This is a genomic window from Actinosynnema sp. NPDC091369 (assembly GCF_044757065.1).
In the GTDB taxonomy this organism is placed as follows: domain Bacteria; phylum Actinomycetota; class Actinomycetes; order Mycobacteriales; family Pseudonocardiaceae; genus Actinosynnema.
On record NZ_JBIVUG010000002.1, the window covers coordinates 658,321 to 680,019 of the forward strand.

Genomic DNA, 21,699 nt, shown 5'->3' on the forward strand with positions numbered 1-21,699 from the left:
GGTCATGTGTCCACCACGACCGAAACCGGTCAGGTGACCGGAACCCAGGACAAGGACTACAACATCATCTGGTTCGTCGAGGCGTGCCTTTCCAACGCGCTGCGACTGGAGACCTACATCGCCGACGCCGAGCAGGCGGGCGACAGCGAGCTGGCGGACTTCTTCCGCCGCGCCCAGGGCGAGAGCCGCAAGGGCGCCGAGCAGGGCAAGGCGCTGCTCGCCTCGCGCCTCACGAAGGCGTAGTCCGACGCGGAAGGGCCGCCCTCCGACGCGAGGGCGGCCCTCGGCCGTCTCCTACTGCTGCTCGCGGAACCGGTCCAGACCCTCCTTGGCCTTGTCCGTGCCGGTCTGGATGTGCTCGGAGTGCTGTCCACCGGTCCGCTCGTCGACGAACTGGCCGGCCTTGTCGATGCCCTGGTCCGCCTTGTCGCCGTGCTGGCCGAGAGCGTCCTTGGCCTTGTCCTTCAGCTCGTCGAACTTGTCGCCGATGCCCATCTGCGCTCGAACCTCCTCCGGTGTCCCTCGTGGACACTCCGGGGATTGGCTACCCGGGGCGCGGTGCCGTTGATGCGTCCGCGGGGACAACTCACCCGTTCGAGTCAGGTCGATCGTCGACGAGGTCGTGCAGGGCGCGGACCCGGCTCGCGACGAGCACCAGCGGCACCACGCACACCACCGCGCACGACAGCCAGAGGGCGGTGTGGTCGCCGACGACCGTCGCGACGCCGCCGATGGCGAGCGATCCGACCGGGAACGCGCTCCACGACACGAACCGGACGGTCGCGAGGACGCGCGGCAGCAGGTCTGGCGGGGTGACGGTCTGGCGGTGCGTCCGCCACAGCACGCTCATGAGCACGACCGCGCCCGCGAACAGGCCGTTGCCGACCAGGAACAACGCCACCCGCCAGCCCGCGCCGGCCAGGGGCATCAGCAGCACGGTCGCCGCGCCGAACACGGCGACCAGCACGGTGGTGCGGGCGCTGCCCCACCAGCGGGCCGTGACGGGTGCCAGCGCCGCGCCGGCCAGGCTGCCCGCGCCCTCGGCGGCGAGGGCGAAGCCGACCCACTCGGGGCCGAAGCCCAGGGTGTTGACCAGGTAGGGGGCGGTGAGGGCGAGGATGCCGCCCGCGCCGAGGTTGACGATCGTGGCGGCGAGGACGCACGGCCGCATCACCGGGTGGCCGGCCACGTACCGCAGGCCGACGCCGATCATCGTCCACAGCGAGCCGCGGCCCTCGGCCGGGCGCGGGTGCGGCGGCGGTGAGGGCAGACCGGTCAGCAGGACGGCCGACACGAGGTAGCTGACGACGTCCACCACGACCGCCGCGACCGCGCCGACCGCCTGGATGAGCAGGCCGCCCGCGGCCGGGCCGCCGAGCTGGGTCGCCGCGATGGAGCTGGACGTGACGCTGTTGCGCGCGGTCAGCTCCGCCTCGGGCACGATGGACGGCAGGAACGAGGCGTTGGCGATGTCGAAGAACACGCCGGCGAACCCGACCGCGGCCGACACCAGCACGACGTGCGTCAACGTCAGCGCGTCCAGCAGGGCGGCGACCGGCACGGACGCCAGCACCACCGCGCGGACCAGGTCCATCGCGATCTGCGTCTGCCGCAACGGGAAGCGCTCGACGACCACCCCGGCGGGCAGGCCGATCAACGCCCAGGCGGCGAACCGGGCCGCCACGACCATGCTCGCCTCGAAGGTGGACGCGCCCAGCGCGGTGACCGCGACGAGCGGCAGCGCGACCGTGGTGACCGCGTCGCCCGCCGAGCTGACGGTCAACGCGCTCCACCAACGCCAGAACCGGCGGGACGCCTCCCGCTCGGACTCCGGCTCCTGCACGCGCATACCGACGGACCATAGTCCCTGCCGGGCGGGGATTTTCAATGGATTGCGGATCTATCCGGGACACGTGGTGTGGAATACCGAAGTGGTCCGAGGTGAACCGCCGAAGTCGTTGCCCGGGACCGGTTCTTGTGGCACCGTGGCCGGCGGGCGTTGGGGACGCCTCGCCGACAGGGGGATGGCATGAACAGTTCTTTGAGGACTTCCCGTTCCGTCGCGCCGAGGGCCTGACGTGTGCGGCTCGGTCGGGATGTTCCTGGGCTGCACGGCGTTGAGCGCGTGCCCGTTGGCCGAACTGCTGCGCGGTGGCGGCGACGTCGACTACCGGTCGCCGTTCGACCGCTGGGACGAGCGGGCTTCCGTGCGCCGCACGCCGCGCAGGCTGGTGGCGGAGGAAGGCCGGTACTTCCCGAGCGAGCTGATGGCGGTGGCGGACCACCCGCTGGTGCGGGCCCTGTCACCGGAGGCTTTCTCGACCGTCCAATTGCGACACTTGCACCGCTACCTCCGCTTCACCATCGAGCTGGAGACCAAGTACGTCAACCCGGTGGCGCTGGCGCTCGCGTCGCACGGCTACGGGTTGGACCTGCCGCCGCGAATGCGGCTCGACGCGATGCGCGTCTACACCGACGAGGCTTACCACGCGCTGGTGGCGACCGACCTGCTGATGCAGTCCGAGGCCCGGTCGGGGGTGGCGGAACGCCGCCGGCCGCCGGGGTTCGCGGCCGCGTTCGCGCGGTTGGTCGACGCCGCGCCGCGCCGCCGGACCGCGTTGCTGGAACTGGTGTTCGTCGGCGTGTCCGAAACGCTGATCACCGGCACGCTGTCGCAGCTGCCCCGGGCCCGTGAAGCGCCGTCGGGCCTGCGGGACGCGGTGCGGGACCACGCGTCGGACGAGGCCAGGCACCACCGGTACTTCTCGGCCGTGCTGGCCGAGGTGTGGTCGGCGCTGTCCCCCGCGGACCGCGTCGAGGTCGGCGCGCTGGTGCCGGCGCTGATCGACATCTTCCTGCGCCCGGACCTCGGTCCCGTCGCGGCCGACCTGGTCGAGGCGGGGTTGAGCGAGGACGAGGCCGCGCTCGTCGTGGCCGAGACGATGGGCGAGGACCGGGTGGCCGCGCAGCGGGCGCGGGTGGCCGAGTCCGCCGTGCGGGCCTTCGAGGCCGCCGGCGCCCTGGCCTACACCGAGGTGCGGCACGCGTTCGAGGACGCCGGCCTGCCCGCCGCCTGACGGCGGGCGCCAAGAACCGCCGGCCGCGCGCACAACGGCCGGGAGCAGCCGACCCGTTAAGGGGGTGAACCACATGCAGCCGACCAAGACCGAAGAGGTCGTCGACGTCGAAGCGCTCTTCGCCGTCGTCGCGTGACCCACCGGGCGGCACCGGCGCGCGAGCCGGTGCCGCCCACCGACACCCTCCGGAGGAGATTCGCCATGTGTGGACTGGGTGGCGTCGCCGCGCTGGGTGGGTCCACCCTGCCGCGCACGACCAGGCCGCTGCTGGAACGCATGCTGGCCACGGTGGAGCACCGCGGCCCCGACGACGTGAACCTGCGCCTGGACGACGCGGTGTCGTTCGCGTTCACCCGGCTGTCTCTGGTCGGCGTGGACAGCGGCAACCAGCCGCTGGTCGGCCCGGACGAGCAGGTCGTGCTGATCGCCAACGGCGAGGTCTACAACCACCAGGAGCTCGAGCGGACGCTGCCGGACTTCCGGCCGCGCACCAGGTCCGACTGCGAGGTCCTGATCGGACTGTACGAGCGGGACGGGCTGGACTTCGTGGACGGCGTGCGCGGCATCTTCGCGCTGGCGCTGCACGACAAGCGCCGCAACCGGCTGGTGCTGGCCACCGACCCGTTCGCCTGCAAGCCGATGTTCTACGCGTTCGCGGGCGACACCGTGGTGTTCGGCTCCGAGATCAAGGTGCTGTTCGACCACCCGGACGTGCCGCGCGAGGTCGACTGGGTCGGCGGGCTGGCCGAGCAGGGCCTGAGCAACTTCTCCGCGATGAGCACCGGCGAGGTCAACACGTGGTTCCGCGGCGTGCGCAAGGTCGCGGGCGGCACCGTGGTGACGATCGACCTGGCCACCGGCCGCACGGACGTGCACCGCTACTGGCAGCCCGGCGGGCCGCTGCCCGAGGCCGACGCGCCCAGCGCCGCCGAGTACGTGGCGCGCTACCGGGAGCTGCTGTGGAGCTCGGTCGAGGACTCGTTGATGGCCGAGGTGGAGCTGGGGCTGTTCCTCAGCGGCGGCGTCGACTCGGCCGCCATCGCGGCCATCGCGGCGAAGCTCGGCCAGCCCGTGCACACGTTCACCGTCGCCACCCAGGCCACCGTCCTCAACGGCGACGTCGGGCACGCGCGGGAGGTCGCGGAGTTCCTGGGCATCCCGAACACGGTCGCCGCGCTGCCACCGGGCGCGGTGCCCTCGCCCGCGGACTGGAAGAACCTGCTGTGGCTGATGGAGACGCCGCTGACGGGTCCGGAGCAGTACTACAAGTACAGCCTGTACCGGGTGGCGAAGGCGCTGCGGCCGGGGATGAAGGCGACGCTGCTCGGCTCGGGCGCGGACGAGTTCAACGGCGGCTACTCCGACCTGCTGTCGATGGGCGGCGGGTGGCGGCGGTTCGAGGCGAACATCGACCGGCTGGCCGTGGCGCGCGTCGTGCGGCCCGAGTTCGCGCCGTGGTTGACGCAGAGGGCCCCGCTGCTGCTGACGCTGCCCGCGCTGGCCGACGACCCGCGCGGCGTCGACTCCTACGCGGACTTCCTGAAGTGGAAGTGGCGGGACGTGCAGCAGTACAACTGCTGGCACGAGGACCGCAACGCGGCGGGCAGCGGCGTCGAGGCGCGGGTGCCGTTCCTGGACCGGCGGCTGGTCGACCTGTCCACCAGCGTGCCGCCGTCCCTGCGCGAACGGCTGCTGTGGGACAAGTGGATGGCGCGCGAGGCGGTGCGGGACGTGCTGCCGGAGTCGGTGGTGCGGAGGGAGAAGAAGCCGTTCTTCAACGGCCGCACGGCCCACTTCGCGCACGGGCTCGTGGTGGACGCGCTGAACCGGGACGGGATGGCGCTGGTCGAGGAGGCGCTGGCCGGGCCGAGGATGGCCGAGTACGTCGACGGCGACGCGCTGCGCCGCACGGTCGCCGCGCTGAAGGCGGGCCGCTCGCCGCTGCACCCGCAGGTCCCGTTGCGGGTGGTGAACCTGGGGCTGCTGGACGTGCTGGCGCGCGGCGAGCGGGAACCGTTCCGGCCGGAGCGGGTGACGTTGCTGGCGAAGTCGGTCGAGGCCGACCGGGACGCGGTGGACGCGGCGCTGGGCGGGGTCGAGGTGCGGCCGACGTCGGTGGTCGCGTTCGGTCCGGGTGCGCGGTTCGCCCGGGACGAGGCCGACGGCACCTGGTTGCTGATCAAGGACTTGGCGGTGACGCACACCGTGGACGAGGCGCTCGCGCCCGGCTGGGTGCGGTTCCTGCGGGCGGTCGACGGCGCGCGGTCGGTGGCCGAGCTGGTCGAGGTCGCCGGCATCGGGCTCGACGAGGTCGCGGAGTACCTGGACCTGTGCGTCGAGACCGGGTACCTGGTGCTGCGGCCGAGCCTGGTCGGGGTGGCGCCGTGACGGGCTGGGACTGGGTCGCGGACGTCGTCGCCGAGCAGGAGCTGGGCGGCTGGTGCGTGTTCGTCGGCGGGTCGATCGCGCGCGGCTGGAGCAACCCGGGCAGCGACGTGGACGCCTACGTGCTGGGCGCGCCGCGGGACGCGTCGGTGGTGGTGCCGGCGGCGGGGAGCCGGCCGATGGTGGACATCCACGCCATCTCCGGGGACAAGCTGGAGGCCCTGTTCGACAAGGTGTCGTGGGACGTGGCCAGGCGCGGCGACTTCATCGACTCGGTGCCGATCCGCGAGTGGCTGCTGCTGGAGCGGATCGCGCACGCCCTCGTGGTCGCGGGCGAGCCGCGGTTGCGCGAGGTGCAGGAGCGGCTCGACCGCTCGGCGCACCGGTTCATGACGATCCAGGAGCACTTCACCTACGCTGACTCGTTCGCCGAGGACTGCCTGGGTCAGCTGGCGGTGGGTGACGTGGACAGCGCGGTCATCTCGGCGCGGGAGGCGTTCCTGCGGACCGTGGACGGCCTCCTGGCGGGTCGGCGGTGCTTCAGCCGCAACCCGAAGTGGCGGGCCCGCGCGATGCGGGACGCGAAGCCCGTCGAGCTGGACTACGAGCGGTTCTGGGAGGTGCAGACCACGGCGGACCTGCCCGTGCTGGGCGCGCCGCGGTGGGCGCGCCGGACCGTGGCCGACACCCGGGCCGTGATGGCGGAGGTCGATCTGCATGCCTGACGTGCTGGGGTCGGTGTGGCGGCGGCGGCTGGACGTGCGGGTGCGGCGGGTGGCCGGGAAGCTCGCGCTCAAGAGCCCGACGGGCACGGTGGCGGTGCCGTCCGGGTCGACGTGGCTGTGGACCGAGCTGGACGGCCGCAGCACGGTCGCCGGGCTGTGCGAGCGGGTCGGCGTGCCCGTCGAACGGGTGACGACGGCGTTCCGGGACATGGTGGACGCCGGGGTCGTGGAACAGGTCGCGTCGCCGTCCGAGGACACCGCCGGTGACCGGGTGGTCGTGCCCGTCGGTGGTTCGTCCGTGCTGGTCACGGTGGTGCGCACGGCGGAGGGCGTGACGCCGTCGACGCGGGAGGAGTTCGAGGGCTGCGGGCGGCGTGCGGCGGACGCGGTGTGCGCGGAGGTGGTAGTGGCCGGCGTGCGGCCGACGGGGTGCGTCGTGGACCTCACCGTGCCCGAGGACGCGCCGCCGGACGCGGCGGAGTGGGTCCGGCACGGCCTGCGGACCCGGCTGGCGGTCTACGGCGCGAGCCTGGCCGAGGGCACCGTGCGCACCGGGCCGTGGGAGCTGGCGGGCTCGGCGTGGGGCGTGGCGCCGGCGGACCGGGTGGTCGGGCGGGTGCCGGTGCGACCGGGTGACGCCGTCGTGGTCGCGGACGAGGTCGAGGCGGTGCTGGAGTGCGCGCGGCGCGGCCTGCTGGCGGCGGGCGCGGCGGGCGGCGTGGACCGGCTCGCCGCGGTGGTCGCGGAGCGGACCGGGGGCGGTGTGGAGGTGGACGCGCCGGTCGACGGTCCGGCGTTCGCGTTCACCGTGCCCGCGGACCGGCTGGACGAGGCGGTGTCGGTGCTCGGCCGGCAGGCGGTGGTGGGCCGGGTGCGCGGGGAAGCGGTGCCGTGACGGGCCGGTTCGTGGCACTGGAGGGCATCGACGGCGTCGGCAAGACCACGCTCGCGGGCCTGGTCGCCGACCTGACCTACGAGCAGTGGCTGGCGGCGCCGGGCCGGGAACCCTCCGGCGTCGTGTTCGTCCCGCGCCGGGCCAGGTCGGGCACGTCGCCGTTCGCGGCCGCGTTGATGGAGCACCTGGCGCAGATGCTGTGGCACAGCGGCGACTCGCGTGACCTGGAGCCCGCGTTCTGGGTGACGTTGCAGGCGTCGTGGTTCACCGCCCACTCGACGTGCGTCCTCGGCCCGGTGCTGGACAGCGGGCACGACGTGGTGGTGGACGGCTGGTACTACAAGTTCTGGTCGAAGCTGCTCGGCCAGGGCTTCCGGCGCGAGGACCTGGAGACGGTGTTCGCGAGCGCGCGCGAGCCGGACCACGTCGTCCTGCTGGACGCCGACGTGGCCACCGTGTTCGACCGCCGCGCCGACTTCCGGCCCACCGAGCTCGGCCTGCACGCCGGCTACGGCGGGCTGGACCGGGCCAGCTTCGTGGACTACCAGAGCCGCGGGTTGGGCGTGCTCAAGGAGATGGCCCGCGAGCGCGACTGGACGACCGTCGCGGTCGCCGCGGACGAGACCGCGCGGGACACGGCCGATTCCACGCGGAACGCCGTGCTGGAAGCCCTGCGCCGGCACGGGTGAGCACGGCGAGGCCGACGGCGGGTCACGCCGCCGGCCACCGCGCTCGGGTCAGAAGGCCCCGGCCGGGTGGGAGCCGGCCGGTTCCGGGTCGGGCAGCCCGAGCATGAGCAGCAGCTCGCGGCAGTCGTCCGCGTCGACCGAGTTGTCCGCGACGGTGCGGGCGGCCAGGTGGCGCTGGACGGTCTCGGCCCGGTCGGCCGCGGCGCGCGCGTCGGCGAAACCGACGGCCGCGCCCTGGGAACGACCAGGTTTGGTCTGCGTCATGACGACCCCGCCTCCCCTGCCGGCAGGGCCGAACCACGCGTGTCGCGAGCGTGGGTGATCGGACCGGCGTGCCTGCGGGCGATAGGGGTAGATGATGTGAACGGATGGTCCGGCGACAAGCCGGTGCTCCCGTCCCCGGCCCTGGGATGCGGCCGGACTGGGTCGGGGACCGCGCCGACCTCGTGCCGACAGCTCGTGCCCCAACCAGGAGGACTCTACTCCACGACCGTGCACGGGACGAAGCCCGTCAATCTCCAACCAACTGTGATCGACTCTTGCGAGGAACTGCCGAACCGCGCTTGACTGGCCCCCGGACCGTCGGAGGTCGACCGGAGGGGGACGTGGTGAAGATCAGAGTCGCAGTGGTCGGTGCGCTGGTCGGGTTGGTCGGCCTGGCGACGCCGGCGGCCGCCGCGCCGCAGGCCGTCGCCCTGCCCGTGGTCGACATGGAAGCCGTGCTCAAGGCCGCGCAGATCGACCCGCGCCGGGCCGACTCGGCGCTCACGCCGGGCAGCGGCGACAGCGTGCGGCTGGTGGAGCAGGCGCTCGCCGCGAAGGGGCACCTCGCCTCGACCTACGTCGACGGGCACTTCGGCACCCGCACGATCGACGCCTACGCGGCCTACCAGCGCTCGCTCGGCTACACCGGGCTCGACGCCTCCGGCATGCCCGGCCCGACGTCGTTGCGGCTGCTGGGCGAGACGACCTACGCGGTCACGCGCGTGGTGTCGGCGGGCAGCCGCGTGACCTACCACAGCGCGCTGATGAACGCCCGCACGAAGGCCATGCTGGTCGAGGCGGAACGGCTGCTGGGCCGGTCGCTGGGCATCACGCAGGGCTCGTACAACCCCGGCGGCGTGCCCGGTTCGGCGGGCACCCACGACGGCGGCGGCGCGTTGGACATCTCGGTGTCGGGCATGACCGCGACCACCCGCACCACGGTGGCCAGGGTGCTGCGGCAGGTCGGGTTCGCGGCCTGGGTCCGCACGCCCGCGCAGGGCTTCGACTACCACATCCATGCGATCGCGCTGGCCGACCCGGACCTGTCCACCGGCGCGCGCAACCAGGCGGGCGACTACTACCTGGGCTTCAACGGGCTGGCCGACCGCGGCCCCGACGACGGGCCGGTCGTGACGCCCAAGCGGACCTGGGAGGAGTACCAGCGGCTCTAGGATGGTGCGATGACCGTCCGAACGGGGTCGTGATGAGCAACGTGGAGACCCGCCCGTCCGAGCTGATCTGCCGGAGCACGTCCGGCGTCGCGGCGGTCGAGGTGCTCGACCCCCGCGACGTGCCGCTGGGCGGGCCGCGCGCGATGACGGTGCGGCGCACGCTGCCGCAGCGGTCGCGCTCGCTGATCGGCGCGTGGTGCTTCGCCGACCACTACGGGCCCGACGACGTCTCGGTCAGCGGGGGCATGGACGTCGCGCCGCACCCGCACACCGGCCTGCAGACCGCGAGCTGGCTGTTCAGCGGCGAGATCGAGCACCGCGACAGCCTGGGCGTGCACGCCGTGGTGCGGCCGGGCGAGCTGAACCTGATGACGGCCGGGCACGGCATCTGCCACTCCGAGGTGTCGACGCCGGAGACGACCGTGCTGCACGGCGTGCAGCTGTGGATCGCGCTGCCCGACGCCCACCGCGACGCGCCGCGCGACTTCCAGCACTACGCGCCCGAGGCGGTGGCGCTGGACGGCGCTTCCGCCCGGGTGTTCCTGGGCACGGTCGCGGGCCGGACGTCGCCGGTGCGCACGTTCACGCCGTTGTTGGGCGCGGAGGTCGTGCTGGAGCCGGGCGCGCGACTGGCGCTGGACGTGGACGCGGCGTTCGAGCACGGTGTGCTGGTCGACGTCGGCGCGGTGGAGCTGGGCGGCACGGCGCTGGCGCGCGGCGCGCTCGGGTACGTCGGCGTGGGCGCGACGGCGCTGCACCTGGCCAACGTCACCGACGCCCCGGCCCGCGTGGTCCTGCTGGGCGGCGAACCGCTGGGCGAGGACCTGGTCATGTGGTGGAACTTCGTCGGCCGCACCCACGAGGAGATCGCCCACTACCGCGACCAGTGGCAGGCCGAGTCGGACCGCTTCGGCCGCGTCGAGGGCTACCCCGGCGCCCGCCTCCCGGCACCACCCCTGCCGATGGGCCGCCTCCGCCCGCGCGGCAACCCACCCCCGGCCTGACCGATCCGTCAGGCCCGGCGGTCGAGCAGGGCGTGGGCGATCGCGACCTGCTCGGGGTTGAGCGCGGTCCCGCCGTCCCACAACGCGTTCTGGAGCACCCGGCCCAGGGTCCAGCCCGTGGCGCGGTCGCAGTCCACGTCCAGGGTGCCGGTCAGCAGGTCGAAGCGGCGCAGCACGGCGCGGGGCACGTCACCCGTGGCGACCACGGCGTCCCAGCGGCTGTCCAGGGCGGGCAGCAGGTCGAAACCGGGGTCGCCGGCCAGCGGTTCCGGGTCGATCGCCAGCCACGGCTCCCGCTCGCCCGCCAGCACGTTGTCGTAGTGCAGGTCCCAGTGCAGCAGCCGGTCGCCGGCCTCCCCCACCACCTCGGCCACAGCCGACGCGCACGTGCGCACCAAGGCCCGGTCCGCGGCCGTGCGCAACGCGGACTCCGCACCCGCGACCTGGTCGAGCATGGCGGACGCGATGTCGGCCAGCCGCCGCACGCCCGCCGGAGCCGGCACGGCGACCAGGCGCGCGAGGAGGTCGGCGAGGACGCGCAGGGCGTTCGCGTCGTCGGCCGGCGAGGACAGCGCGCGGCTCGCGTCCAGCCGTTCGAGCAGCATCGCGCCCGGCTCGTGGTCGAGCAGCCGGACCGCGCCGTCGCCGTCCCAGGCGCGCAGCCCGATCGCCGCGGCGGCGTTGTCCTCGGTGACGGGGTGCAGCTTCACCACGGCGGGCGTGCCGTCGGCGCGCACCACCGGCAGCACGAGCGACGCCATGCCGTTGCCCGCCGAGCCGTCCGGCCGCAGCACCCACCGGTCGAGGACGTCGGCGGCCTGGTTCGGCAGCGCGGCCGGCCACGCCCGGCCCCAGTCGGTGCTCCGGTAGGACGCCGTCAGCGCCTCGGGCACCTTCACGGCCGCGGCGCGTACATGATCACGGCCATGCCGGCCAGGCAGATCGCCGCGCCGGCGTAGTCCCACCGGTCGGGCCGGAACCCGTCCACCACCACGCCCCACGCGAGCGACCCGACCACGAACACCCCGCCGTACGCGGCGAGGATGCGGGCGAAGTGGGCGTCGGGCTGCAACGTCGCCACGAACCCGTACAGGCCGAGCGCCGCCACGCCCGCGCCGACCCACAGCAGGCCGCGGTGCTCGCGCACGCCCTGCCAGACGAGCCACGCGCCGCCGATCTCGGCGAACGCGGCCAGCGCGAACAACAGCAGCGAGCGGACCACGGTCACGGTCGCGACGATAGCCGGCGTCCGCTCTTGACAACACCCGAACCGGACGTGAACAGTTGTTCATGAACAAGCGTTCACAACGAAGGGACGGCACCGTGCCGAAGATCGTCAACACCCACCAGGCCGAGGCGTGGAACGGGTACGAGGGCAAGCACTGGGCCGGGAACCAGGACCGCTACGACGCCGTGAACAGCGGTTTCAACGACATGCTGCTCGCCGCGGCCGACATCGCGCCGCACCACCGGGTGCTCGACGTCGGCTGCGGCAACGGCCGGATCGCCTGGCTGGCCGCCCAGCGCGCCGCGCGGGTGCTCGGCGTCGACCTGTCCGGTCCGATGCTGTCCCGCGCGCGGATGGCCGCGGTGGGCGTGCCCAACCTGACCTACCAGCAGGGTGACGCGCAGGTGTTCCCGTTCCCGCCGCACGCGTTCGACGTGGCGGTCAGCCGGTTCGGGGTGATGTTCTTCGCCGACCCGGTCGCGGCGTTCGCCAACATCCGCGGCGCGCTCAAGCCCGGCGGCCGGCTCGCGTTCCTGTCGATGCGGGACCTCGGCGACCTGGCCGGGGTGTTCGCCGCGTTCGGGGGCACGCCGGTGTCGACGTCGACCGGCACCGGGCCGCTGTCGCTGTCCGACCCGGCCGTGGTCGACCGGGTGCTCACCGGCGCGGGGTTCACCGACGTCACCGCCGAGGCGGTGGAGGCGGACCAGGTGTGGGGGCGTGACGTCGCCGACGCGGCGGAGTTCATCATGGGCTGGGGGCCGGTGCGGTTCGCCCTGCGCGACGCCTCACCGTCCACTGTGGACGACATTCGCGAGGCGGTGGCGGCGGCGCTCGCCCCGTTCGCGGACGGTGACGCGGTGCGGTTGCGCGGCACCGCCCGGCTCGTGACCGCGAAGGCGTGACGTGGCCGGGCACGGCTCCCACCGCCACCCACCGCCTACGATGCAGCACGATGGCACCGCGACGAGCAGCAGCACTGCGTGACGGCGAGGTGAGCCTGCGCGATCACCTGATCGCCGCGGCCACCCGCCTGATCGCCGACCGGGGCACCGCCGGCCTCACCGTCCGCGACATCGCCCGCGCGGCCGACGTGGCGGTCGGCGTGCTCTACAACCACTTCGCGGACAAGGAGGAACTGCTCGCGCTGGCCCTGCACCGGCACGTCCGCGACGTGGAGGAACGCCTCGGCCGCCCGAGGACCGACGGCACCCTGGCGGAGAACCTGCACGCCTTCGTCACCCACGCGCTGGCCGCGCACACGGCGTTCCTGCCCGCGTTCGCCGGCCTGATCGGCCACCCCGAGGTCTTCGCCCGCTTCGACGACCTGCCCAACCCGATGGCCGACGGCCACGGCCTGCACCGCGCCCTGGCCGACTACCTGCGCGCCGAGCAGTCCCGCGGCCGCATCGCCGCCGACGCCGACCCGGACGCCGTGGCCACCCTGGTCGTCGGCGCCTGCCACGAACTGGTCCTCCCCCGCGTCTACCGCGGCCTGACCGACCCGCCACCCATCCCCCCGGGCCACGTGGACGCCCTGGTCGCCACGGTGCTGAACGGCATCGTGCCGCGCTGATGCCGGGACGCTTCGCGGCCGATCGGGGTAAGAGGGGTCGACCGTTCCGGTAGCGCGAGTGGGAGTGACGCAGAACACTCGTTCCCGTCGTCCGGGATTCGGACCGATTTCGCCGCAACGGCATGTTTGAACCCCTTCCGCCACCCTGGCGGAGCACTTCGGAGCAACCCCCTTCGCGAACGCGGTCCGCCACGCCCCGGAAAGCCGGGCATTCACCGAGGGCACTTCACGTTCTCGCAGTCGGTCGACACCCTCTCGGCGCAGTGCCGCTCACGATCGGTACAGCGGTACGCATTTGTTCCCGATGGTTCCACCGCCGCGCCGTGAGACGATCGGAGCAATTCCCGCCCACCTGATCGCCGATGCCCGCATTCACAGGGTGCGCACCACCGCGGCTTTCTGCTTTATTTGTGCCATCGCCGGAACCGGCGAAATCGAGCAGATTCCACTACCAAGGAGACCTCGTGTTGAAGCGTCTTGCCTCGGGTGTCGCGCTGGCCGCCATGACCGGCGCGATGGTGTTCGGTGGCACCTCGGCCGCGCAGGCCACCACCGTCCCCGACGCGTCGTGCATCAACTCCGACCCGACCGGCCTGGTCAACGTCATCGTGTGCACGATCAACACCACCGTGCAGGTGCCGATCGACCTGAACGACTCGCTGATCACCATCGGCGACGTCGCCAGCGGCAACACCATCGAGGTGCTGAACGGCGCCGAGCTCGACGCGGTCGAGGTCACCATCAAGGACGTCATCGACGACGTGAACGTCGAGGACAACCTGGTCTTCAAGAGCGCCCTCGTGGACGCCCTGAACAACGCGGACATCATCGACGACATCGACATCTCGAAGATCTTCGTCGACCTGCTCTGAGATTTCCTCACGATATTCCCGAACAGGCGATGACAGCGCCACCCCGCGCCTGAAGGCACCGCACGAATGGCGCATCCGGCTCCGCGTGCCGCCCCCACCACCGGGCGGCGCGCGGAGCCTTTCGCGTCCAACCCGCGAGCGCTCGCCTTCGTCCGGCCGCGTCGCGTGCACCGACGCGGCCGGACGCCCCCTCCCCCTTGACGGACCCGGCCGGCCTCGCGTCCCCCCTTGAGCGCGGGGTCGACTGGTCCGTCGCGGTCAACGGTGGCCGATCTCCGGGCGGTGGCGCGAGTGGTGCGGGACGCTGGGACACGGCGGGTGCCGTGAGCTGCGGCGACGTGGACCGGTGGGACGGCCTGTGGGACGCTGGGTGATCGAGGGGGCGGGGCATGTCGTTATCGGCGCACGTTGAGTTGTTCGCGCGCGCGCTTGGTGAGCTGAAGCGGCGCAGTGGGCGCAGCTACCGGACGTTGGGCGCGCGCACCGGGCTGAGCAGTTCCGGGCTGCACCGCTTCTGCCAGGGCCTCGCCGTGCCCGACCACTTCGAGGTGGTGGCCCGCATCGCCCGCGCGTGCGGCGCGACGAAGGCCGAGCTGGTCGAGCTGCACCGGCTGTGGGCGATGGCGACGGCGGACACCGCGAACGCCCACGACGAGCCGGTGGCGCAGCAGCTGCCCGCTCCCCCGGCCCGCTTCGCCGGGCGGGAACGGGAGCTGGAGCACGTCACGGCCGCGCTCGCGGCCCAGCCCGCCGCCGTGGTGATCTCCGCGATCAGCGGCGCGGGCGGCATCGGCAAGACCTGGTTGGCGCTGCACTGGGCGCACCGCAACCTGCACCTGTTCCCCGACGGCCAGCTCCACGTCGACCTGCGCGGTTTCGACCCGACCGGCTCGCCGGTGCCGCCGGAAGCGGCCGTGCGCGGGTTCCTGGAGGCCATGGGCGTCGCGCCGGCCACCATCCCCACCGACCCGCAGGCGCAGGCGGGCCTGTACCGCAGCGTGATCGCCGGTCGGCGGATGCTGGTGGTGCTGGACAACGCCCGCGACACCGCCCAGGTCGTGCCGCTGCTGCCGGGCAGCCCCACGTGCACGGTGCTGATCACGAGCCGCCGCCGGCTGACCCGCCTGGTGACCGCGCACGGCGCCCGCCACGTCGACCTGGACGTGCTGCCGGACGACGAGGCGCGCAACCTGCTGGCCCGCCACCTGGGCGCGGGCCGCCTGGCCGCCGACCCGGGCGCGGTGGACGAGCTGGTCGGGTTCTGCGCGGGCCTGCCGCTGGCGCTGGGCATCGTGGCGGCCCGCGCGACCAGCCACCCCGAGTTCTCGCTGGCCGCCCTGGCCGACGAGCTGCGCGACCACGCGGGCCGGTTGGACGCGCTCAACATCGACGACGCCGAGGCCAACCTCAGAGCGGTCTTCTCCTGGTCCTACCGGGCGCTGGCCGAGCGCACGGCGACCGCGTTCGGGCTGCTCGGCCTCGCGCCGGGACCGGACATCGGGCTGCCCGCCGCGGCGGCGCTGATCGGCACGTCCACCGCCGAGGCCAGGGTCCGGTTGCGCGACCTGGAGGCGGAGAGCCTGGTCCAGGAGCACACGCCGGGCCGGTACCGGATGCACGACCTGGTGCGGCTGTACGCGGCCGAGCAGGCGGCGCGGGACCTGGCCGAACCGGTGCGCCACGACGCGTCGACCCGGCTGCTGGACTTCTACCTGCACACCGCGTACTCCGGCGACCGGGTCCTGGACCCGTACCGGCCGCCGATCGTGCTCGACCGCCCGGCGGCGGGCGTGACGCCGCACCCGCTGCCCGACGTGGGCCGCGCGGTGGCGTGGTTCGAGGTCGAGCACGCGAACCTGGTGGAGGCGCAGCACCTGGCCGCGCGGCACGGGTGGCACCCGACGACGTGGCGGCTGGGCTGGGCGCTGCACACGTTCCACTACCGGCAGCGGCGCCGCCGGGACAACCTCGCCACGTGGCGGACCGCCGTCGCCGCGGTCGAGCACCTGGACGACCCGGCCGACCGGGCCCGCGCGCACCGGCGGCTCGGCGTGGCGCTGCTGGACGTCGGCGAGCACCACGACGGGCTGCGGCACCTGCACCGGGCGCTGGAGGGGTTCCACCGGGCCGGGGACGTGGCGGGCCAGGCCCGCACGCACGAGGCGTTCGCCGCCGCGTGGGACCAGCAGGGTGACAGCGCACGGGCGCTGGAGCACGCCTACGAGGCGTTGGAGCTCTACCGGGGGCTGGCCGACCAGACCCGGGAGGCGAACGTGCTGAACTCCGTCGGCTGGTACCACGCGGTGCTCGGCGACCTGGCCCGTGCGGCGGAGTACTGCACGGCCGCGCTGGAGCTGCACCGGCGCATCGGGTACGCCGACGGGGAGGCGTACACGTTGAGCAGCGTCGGCCACATCGCCCACCGCACCGGTGACCACGCGCGGGCGGTGGAGCACTTCCGCGAGGCCATCGCCGTGCTGCGCAGGCTGAACGACCGCGGTGAGGAGGCGGACACGCTGGACCTGCTGGCGCAGGCGCACTCCGCGATGGGGCAGCACGACCAGGCGCGTGAGGCGTGGTCGCAGGCGTTGGAGCTGTACCACTCGCAGCACCGCACCGCCGAAGCGCTGGAGGTCCGCGCACGGCTGGCCGCCATCGACACGGGCGCCTGAGCACGCGCTCACTGGTTGAGGATCTTCGCCAACCGCTGGAGCGTCTCCGGTTTCAGCCGCCCGCTGCGGTCGTTGATCGCCTCGGCGACGCCGTCGCGCAACACCTGGCTGAACTCGACGTAGTGCCGCGTCACGGGCCGCAGGCGCGCCGAGCCCAGGGCCGTGCGCAGCTCCTGCATGTCGTGCCGCCTGGCGTTGTCGTACGCGGACTGCCGGGTCGGGGCGAAGCCGCCGACCTCGGACAGGATCAGCTGGCTGGCGGCGCTGGTCAGGAAATCGATCAGCGCCTGCGCGGCCCGCGGTTTGCCCGTCCCGGCCCGGATCGCCAGGTTCTGGCCGCCGAGCACGCCGGCGGTCGGCAGGGCGACGACGGCGAACTCGACCCGGTCGCGCAGCCCGTCGCGGGTGACCGGCCAGTTGCGCATGTAGAGCGTGCGCCCGTCGGCGAACGTCCGGACCGCCACGTCGTCCGTGGTCGACCGCGCTTCGGCGGTCACCACGATGTCGTCGTCGTGGGCGGCCTCGGCCAGCCGGCGCAGGCCGATCTCGTCACCGGCCCCGAGCTGCACGCTGGTCTTGTCCTCGTTCAGGGCGACGTCCCCGTTCTCCCCGAACGCCTTGCCGCCCGCCGCCCACATGGCCTCCAGCGCCATGACGGTGAGGATCTCCTCGTTGGCGAGCGGCGCCGCGTTCGCCGCGGCGACCTGCGGCGTGCCGGCCGCCGCTGCCGCCGCGTCCGCGCCGAAGTACTGCTCCCACTTCGTCGGCGGCTTGACCGCGAGCGGCAGGTCGGTGCGGTAGTACAGCATTCCCACGTCGGTGTTGAGCGGCAGGCACCACATCTTGCCCTCGTGCACGCACGTGCCGAACACCTTGGGCACGAAGTCGTCCAGCCCCGCCAGGGTCGACCGGTCGAGCTCGCGGATGTAGCGCTCCTCCCGGAACTGCGCCATCCACACCAGGTCGAGCACGTACACGTCGGCCTCGTGCGCACCGTCGGGTTTGGCGTCGTTGACCATCCGGAGGTTCTGCTGGTCGGGCTCGCCGGGCACGAACACGACCTCGACCTGGTTGGCCGGGTGCAATTGGTTCCACAGCTTGATGAGCAGCAGGCGCGGGTCGTTCGCGCTCTCGTCGAACGCCGTCATGACCACCAGCTTGCCCGCTTCGAGGCCGGTGTCGGGCGGTGGTGACGGCCGCAGGGCGACTCCGGCGGCGACGATCAGGACCACCGTCAGCGCGATCCCGAGCCACTTGGTCTTCTCGCCCAACCAGGCGCGGACGTCCCGGATCGTCTTGTCCAGGGAGCGGTTCGCCGACTCCGGGTCGCGCCAGACCTTCACGATCGCGGCCAGCATCAGGTTGACGTAAACGCCGGAGAACAGCACCAGCACCGCGCTGAGCACGCCGCGCGTCACCGAACCGGCCGTCCAGGACTCGTCCACCTCGGTGACCAGGATGGTGGACACCATGGTCACGGCGACGCCCACGAGCAGCATGATCGCTATGAGCACCAAGCGAAATCGGGAACTCCAGTGTCCCCCCGGTTCCGACATCCCCCACCCCTCCGCAGGACGCGATGAGCCACGTAACACCGGCTCGACGGGGCGTGTCAATCCGCTCAACGGCGAGCGAACCCCGCCGCACCCGCACTGGTGCGGTCAGGCGCGGAGGGCGGCGCGCGTGCCGTGCGCGATCTCCAGGTCTTCGCGGGCCGTGACGACGAGGGTCCTGGCCTTCGCGTCCGGGGCGGTGATGTCGGTGTCGCCGTCGACGTGCTCGTTGCGGTCGGGGTCGACCGCCACGCCGAGGAACGCCAACCGCTGCGCGGCGCGGCGGCGCACGGTGGCCGACTTCTCGCCGACGCCGCCGGTGAACGCGAGGACGTCCAGGCCGCCGAGCGCGGCGGCCATCGCGGCGACACCGCCGACCAGCCGGTGCGTGTAGACGTCCAGGGCGAGCACGGCGTCCGGGTCGCCGTCGGCCGCCGCCGCGTCGACCTCCCGCATGTCACCGGTCCCCGCCAGCGCGGTGAGCCCGGACTCCTTCTCCAACGCGGTCGCGACCTCGTGCGGCGACAGCTCCTCGTGCTCCTCCAGCCACAGCACGAGACCGGGGTCGACCGTGCCGGACCTGGTCGCCATCACCAGCCCTTCCAGCGGGGTGAAGCCCATGGTGGTGTCGACGCTGCGGCCGTCCCGGATCGCCGCCAGGGACGCCCCCGCGCCCAGGTGGCAGGTGACCAGCCGCGCGCCGGGCGACCCGAGTTCGGCGACCCTCCGCGCGCAGTGGGCGTGGGACAGGCCGTGGAAGCCGTACCGGCGGATCGCGTACCGCTCGCGCCACTGCCGCGGCACGGCGTAGGTGGCCGCCGCCGCGGGGATGGTGGTGTGGAAGGCCGTGTCGAAGCACGCGACGGCGGGCACGTCCGGCAGCAGCCGGTGCACCGCGTCCAGTCCCGCCAACGACTTCGGCTGGTGCAGCGGCGCGAGCGCGGTCAGGTCGACCAGCGCCTGGCGCACCAGGTCGTCCAGCACGACGGGGTCGGTGAACCGGGTGCCGCCGTGCACCACGCGGTGGCCGACGGCGTCCGGCGTCGGCCAGTCCGCGAGGACGTCGCCGAGCCGGTCCGGGTCGGGCTCGACGTCGGCGGTGCGCTCCACCTCGTCGTCGGGCCCCAGCAGCCGCAGCTTCAGGCTGGACGAGCCCGCGTTGACCACCAGGACCCGCACGTCAGCTCCACGTCCACCCGGCGATGGCCGGGTCGTCCTCGCCGTGCTCGCGGGTGTGCTGGAGCGCGGCGAGCCGGGCGTCGGCCATCCGCTGCCGCAACGACGCCGCCGCGCCGCCCAGCGACGGCACCCGGTCGATCACGTCCATCACCAGGTGGAACCGGTCCAGGTCGTTGAGCATCACCATGTCGAACGGCGTGGTGGTCGTGCCCTCCTCCTTGTAGCCGCGCACGTGCAGGTTGGCGTGGTTCGCGCGGCGGTAGGTGAGGCGGTGGATGAGCCACGGGTAGCCGTGGAACGCGAAGATCACCGGCTTGTCCGCGGTGAACAGCGCGTCGAAGTCGCGGTCGGGCAGGCCGTGCGGGTGCTCGGTGTCCGGTTGCAGGCGCATGAGGTCGACCACGTTCACCACGCGGACCTTCAGGTCGGGCAGGTGCTCGCGCAGCAGCTTCGCCGCGGCCAGCGTCTCCAGCGTCGGGATGTCGCCCGCGCACGCCAGCACCACGTCCGGCTCGCCTTCGGTGGTGCCCGCCCAGTCCCAGATGCCCAGGCCGCGCGTGCAGTGCGCGATCGCGTCCGGCATGTCCAGGTAGGTCAGCGCGGGCTGCTTGCCCGCCACGATCACGTTGACGTAGTGCCGGCTGCGCAGGCAGTGGTCCGCGACCGACAGCAGCGTGTTGGTGTCGGGCGGCAGGTAGACGCGGACGATCTCGGCCTTCTTGTTCACCACGTGGTCGAGGAAGCCGGGGTCCTGGTGGCTGAACCCGTTGTGGTCCTGGCGCCACACGTGCGAGGACAGCAGGTAGTTCAACGACGCCAGCGGCGCTCGCCACGGGATCTTCCGCGTGGTCTTGAGCCACTTGGCGTGCTGGTTGAGCATCGAGTCGACGATGTGGATGAACGCCTCGTAGCTGGTGAACAGGCCGTGCCTGCCGGTGAGCAGGTAGCCCTCCAGCCAGCCCTGGCACAGGTGCTCCGACAGCACCTCCAGCACCCGGCCGTCCGGGGCCAGGTGGTCGTCGCCGGGTTCGGTCCCGGCGGCCCACTTGCGGCCGGTGACCTCGAACAGCGCCGACAGCCGGTTGGACGCCACCTCGTCCGGGCCCATCACCAGGAAGTTGTCCGGGTTGCGGCGCACCACGTCCCGCAGGAACGCGCCGAGCACCCTGGTCGCCTCGCTGCTCTCGGCGGCGGGCCGCTCGACGGGCACGGCGTGGTCGCGGAAGTCGGGCATCCGCAGGTCGCGCAGCAGCCGTCCGCCGTTGGTGTGGGGGTTGGCGCTCATCCGCCGGTCCCCGGTCGGCGGCAGGGCGCGCAGCTCGGGCACGAGCCGTCCGCTGTCGTCGAACAGCTCTTCGGGGCGGTAGCCGCGCAGCCACTCCTCCAGTTGCGCGCGGTGGGCGGCGTTGGTGCGGGTGCCGGCCAGCGGGACCTGGTGGGCGTGGAACGTGCCTTCGACCCGCCGACCGTCCACTTCGCGCGGTCCGGTCCAGCCCTTCGGGGTGCGCAGCACGATCATCGGCCACGGCGGGCGCCGCTTGGCCTGCTTCATCTCCGCGATCTGGTCGAGCACGGTGTCCAATGTGGAGGCGAGCTGTTCGTGCACGGCCTTGGGCTCGTCGCCGACGACGAAGTGCGGTGTGTGGCCGTAGCCGCGCATCAACGAGGCCAGTTCGTCGTCCGGGATGCGCGCCAGCACGGTCGGGTTGGCGATCTTGTAGCCGTTGAGGTGCAGCACGGGCAGCACCACGCCGTCCCGGGCGGGGTCGAGGAACTTGTTGGAGTGCCAGCTCGCGGCCAGCGGCCCGGTCTCCGCCTCGCCGTCCCCGACCACGCACAGCGCCAGCAGGTCCGGGTTGTCGAACACCGCGCCGTAGGCGTGCAGGAGGGCGTAGCCGAGCTCGCCGCCCTCGTGGATCGAGCCGGGGGTCTCCGGCGCGACGTGGCTCGGGATGCCGCCGGGGAAGGAGAACTGCCGGAACAACGCGCGCAGCCCGTCCAGGTCCTCGCCGACGCCCGAGTACACCTCGCTGTAGGTGCCTTCCAGGTAGGCGTTCGCGACGAGCCCGGGACCGCCGTGGCCGGGTCCGGTGACGTAGAGGGCGTTCAGGTCGCGCTGCCGGATGGCCCGGTTCATGTGCGCGTAGAGCAGGTTGAGGCCGGGGGTCGTGCCCCAGTGGCCGAGCAGGCGCGGCTTGACGTGCTCGGGCAGGAGGGGTTCGCGCAGCAGCGGGTTGTCGAGCAGGTAGATCTGCCCGACGGAGAGGTAGTTGGCCGCACGCCAGTAGGCGTCCAGCAGGTCCAGGTCGTCCGCGGGGCGCTCGGTCGACGGCATGGCACCGACGCTAGCCGTGATCACGGGGGTCCGAAACTCGAGCGCCGACCGGCGGCGGTGGCCGCGTGGGCGG

At 73.1% G+C, this 21,699-nt stretch carries 20 protein-coding genes; 12 read left to right on the plus strand and 8 right to left on the minus strand.

The window, feature by feature from the left end:
• Positions 1 to 6: 6 nt before the first annotated feature.
• Complete coding sequence (locus ACIQMJ_RS11130) at positions 7 to 243, plus strand: hypothetical protein (RefSeq protein ID WP_499760790.1); 237 nt, start codon at positions 7 to 9, stop codon at positions 241 to 243.
• A gap of 51 nt (positions 244 to 294) precedes the next feature.
• Here ACIQMJ_RS11130 and ACIQMJ_RS11135 read toward each other — a convergent pair whose 3' ends face one another.
• On the minus strand, positions 295 to 495 hold the full coding sequence (locus tag ACIQMJ_RS11135; RefSeq protein WP_141976088.1) for an antitoxin: 201 nt from the start codon (positions 493 to 495) through the stop codon (positions 295 to 297).
• A gap of 91 nt (positions 496 to 586) precedes the next feature.
• A complete protein-coding gene (locus ACIQMJ_RS11140) occupies positions 587 to 1,849 on the minus strand; it encodes an MFS transporter (protein WP_499760791.1) in 1,263 nt (420 codons plus the stop codon).
• Positions 1,850 to 2,078: 229 nt separating this feature from the next.
• On the opposite strand from ACIQMJ_RS11140, the gene ACIQMJ_RS11145 reads away from it, so the two are divergent.
• The 5 genes from ACIQMJ_RS11145 (at position 2,079) to ACIQMJ_RS11165 (ending at position 7,771) form a co-directional block, all read left to right on the plus strand.
• Positions 2,079 to 3,077 (plus strand): diiron oxygenase, encoded by a 999-nt coding sequence (locus tag ACIQMJ_RS11145; RefSeq protein WP_499760792.1) that lies wholly within the window; start codon positions 2,079 to 2,081, stop codon positions 3,075 to 3,077.
• Positions 3,078 to 3,278: 201 nt separating this feature from the next.
• Positions 3,279 to 5,465, plus strand: coding sequence for an asparagine synthase (glutamine-hydrolyzing) (gene asnB, locus ACIQMJ_RS11150; protein WP_499760793.1), 2,187 nt, complete (start codon positions 3,279 to 3,281; stop codon positions 5,463 to 5,465).
• Entirely contained in the window at positions 5,462 to 6,187 is a 726-nt protein-coding gene (locus ACIQMJ_RS11155; RefSeq protein ID WP_499760794.1) for a hypothetical protein, read from the plus strand. Before asnB ends, ACIQMJ_RS11155 begins: the two co-directional genes overlap by 4 nt.
• Positions 6,180 to 7,082 (plus strand): hypothetical protein, encoded by a 903-nt coding sequence (locus ACIQMJ_RS11160; protein ID WP_499760795.1) that lies wholly within the window; start codon positions 6,180 to 6,182, stop codon positions 7,080 to 7,082. The genes ACIQMJ_RS11155 and ACIQMJ_RS11160 overlap by 8 nt, the downstream gene beginning before the upstream one ends.
• Complete coding sequence (locus ACIQMJ_RS11165) at positions 7,079 to 7,771, plus strand: dTMP kinase (RefSeq protein WP_499760796.1); 693 nt, start codon at positions 7,079 to 7,081, stop codon at positions 7,769 to 7,771. The genes ACIQMJ_RS11160 and ACIQMJ_RS11165 overlap by 4 nt, the downstream gene beginning before the upstream one ends.
• A 48-nt stretch (positions 7,772 to 7,819) precedes the next feature.
• On the opposite strand, the gene ACIQMJ_RS11170 is transcribed toward ACIQMJ_RS11165, so the two are convergent.
• Complete coding sequence (locus tag ACIQMJ_RS11170; RefSeq protein ID WP_499760797.1) at positions 7,820 to 8,035, minus strand: hypothetical protein; 216 nt, start codon at positions 8,033 to 8,035, stop codon at positions 7,820 to 7,822.
• A gap of 344 nt (positions 8,036 to 8,379) precedes the next feature.
• On the opposite strand from ACIQMJ_RS11170, the gene ACIQMJ_RS11175 reads away from it, so the two are divergent.
• Positions 8,380 to 9,207: a peptidoglycan-binding domain-containing protein gene (locus ACIQMJ_RS11175; protein ID WP_499760798.1), complete on the plus strand. Its 828-nt coding sequence runs from the start codon at positions 8,380 to 8,382 to the stop codon at positions 9,205 to 9,207.
• Between the two features lie 32 nt (positions 9,208 to 9,239).
• Entirely contained in the window at positions 9,240 to 10,211 is a 972-nt protein-coding gene (locus ACIQMJ_RS11180) for a pirin family protein (protein WP_499760799.1), read from the plus strand.
• Between the two features lie 8 nt (positions 10,212 to 10,219).
• Here ACIQMJ_RS11180 and ACIQMJ_RS11185 read toward each other — a convergent pair whose 3' ends face one another.
• On the minus strand, positions 10,220 to 11,110 hold the full coding sequence (locus ACIQMJ_RS11185; RefSeq protein WP_499760800.1) for an aminoglycoside phosphotransferase family protein: 891 nt from the start codon (positions 11,108 to 11,110) through the stop codon (positions 10,220 to 10,222).
• Positions 11,107 to 11,439 (minus strand): YnfA family protein, encoded by a 333-nt coding sequence (locus tag ACIQMJ_RS11190; RefSeq protein ID WP_499760801.1) that lies wholly within the window; start codon positions 11,437 to 11,439, stop codon positions 11,107 to 11,109. The genes ACIQMJ_RS11185 and ACIQMJ_RS11190 overlap by 4 nt, the downstream gene beginning before the upstream one ends.
• Positions 11,440 to 11,534: 95 nt before the next feature.
• Here ACIQMJ_RS11190 and ACIQMJ_RS11195 point away from each other — a divergent pair, with 95 nt between their 5' ends.
• The 4 genes from ACIQMJ_RS11195 to ACIQMJ_RS11210 all read left to right on the plus strand — a co-directional run bounded on the left by ACIQMJ_RS11195 (position 11,535) and on the right by ACIQMJ_RS11210 (position 16,559).
• The gene (locus ACIQMJ_RS11195; protein WP_499760802.1) at positions 11,535 to 12,344 is read left to right on the plus strand and encodes a class I SAM-dependent methyltransferase; all 810 of its coding nucleotides are present in this window, start codon (positions 11,535 to 11,537) and stop codon (positions 12,342 to 12,344) included.
• Positions 12,345 to 12,394: 50 nt separating this feature from the next.
• Positions 12,395 to 13,015 carry a TetR/AcrR family transcriptional regulator gene (locus ACIQMJ_RS11200; RefSeq protein ID WP_499760803.1) on the plus strand — a complete coding sequence of 207 codons (621 nt, stop codon included), beginning with the start codon at positions 12,395 to 12,397 and terminating at the stop codon, positions 13,013 to 13,015.
• Between the two features lie 464 nt (positions 13,016 to 13,479).
• Positions 13,480 to 13,887: a hypothetical protein gene (locus ACIQMJ_RS11205; RefSeq protein WP_499760804.1), complete on the plus strand. Its 408-nt coding sequence runs from the start codon at positions 13,480 to 13,482 to the stop codon at positions 13,885 to 13,887.
• A gap of 389 nt (positions 13,888 to 14,276) precedes the next feature.
• A complete protein-coding gene (locus ACIQMJ_RS11210) occupies positions 14,277 to 16,559 on the plus strand; it encodes an ATP-binding protein (RefSeq protein ID WP_499760805.1) in 2,283 nt (760 codons plus the stop codon).
• A gap of 8 nt (positions 16,560 to 16,567) precedes the next feature.
• Here ACIQMJ_RS11210 and ACIQMJ_RS11215 read toward each other — a convergent pair whose 3' ends face one another.
• The 3 genes from ACIQMJ_RS11215 to ACIQMJ_RS11225 form a co-directional block, all read right to left on the minus strand.
• Positions 16,568 to 18,073: an extracellular solute-binding protein gene (locus ACIQMJ_RS11215; protein ID WP_499760806.1), complete on the minus strand. Its 1,506-nt coding sequence runs from the start codon at positions 18,071 to 18,073 to the stop codon at positions 16,568 to 16,570.
• A 147-nt stretch (positions 18,074 to 18,220) separates the two neighbouring features.
• Positions 18,221 to 19,291 carry an acetate/propionate family kinase gene (locus tag ACIQMJ_RS11220; RefSeq protein WP_499760807.1) on the minus strand — a complete coding sequence of 357 codons (1,071 nt, stop codon included), beginning with the start codon at positions 19,289 to 19,291 and terminating at the stop codon, positions 18,221 to 18,223.
• A gap of 1 nt (position 19,292) precedes the next feature.
• On the minus strand, positions 19,293 to 21,626 hold the full coding sequence (locus ACIQMJ_RS11225) for a phosphoketolase family protein (protein ID WP_499760808.1): 2,334 nt from the start codon (positions 21,624 to 21,626) through the stop codon (positions 19,293 to 19,295).
• Between the last annotated feature and the right edge of the window lie 73 nt (positions 21,627 to 21,699).

Bases quoted from the DNA above. Each gene is read 5' to 3' on its own strand.
- ACIQMJ_RS11135 (WP_141976088.1), bottom strand. From the start codon at position 495: ATGGGCATCGGCGACAAGTTCGACGAGCTGAAGGACAAGGCCAAGGAC.
- ACIQMJ_RS11140 (WP_499760791.1), bottom strand. From the start codon at position 1,849: ATGCGCGTGCAGGAGCCGGAGTCCGAGCGGGAGGCGTCCCGCCGGTTC.
- asnB (WP_499760793.1), top strand. From the start codon at position 3,279: ATGTGTGGACTGGGTGGCGTCGCCGCGCTGGGTGGGTCCACCCTGCCG.
- ACIQMJ_RS11160 (WP_499760795.1), top strand. From the start codon at position 6,180: ATGCCTGACGTGCTGGGGTCGGTGTGGCGGCGGCGGCTGGACGTGCGG.
- ACIQMJ_RS11170 (WP_499760797.1), bottom strand. From the start codon at position 8,035: ATGACGCAGACCAAACCTGGTCGTTCCCAGGGCGCGGCCGTCGGTTTC.
- ACIQMJ_RS11180 (WP_499760799.1), top strand. From the start codon at position 9,240: ATGAGCAACGTGGAGACCCGCCCGTCCGAGCTGATCTGCCGGAGCACG.
- ACIQMJ_RS11200 (WP_499760803.1), top strand. From the start codon at position 12,395: ATGGCACCGCGACGAGCAGCAGCACTGCGTGACGGCGAGGTGAGCCTG.
- ACIQMJ_RS11210 (WP_499760805.1), top strand. From the start codon at position 14,277: ATGTCGTTATCGGCGCACGTTGAGTTGTTCGCGCGCGCGCTTGGTGAG.
- ACIQMJ_RS11225 (WP_499760808.1), bottom strand. From the start codon at position 21,626: ATGCCGTCGACCGAGCGCCCCGCGGACGACCTGGACCTGCTGGACGCC.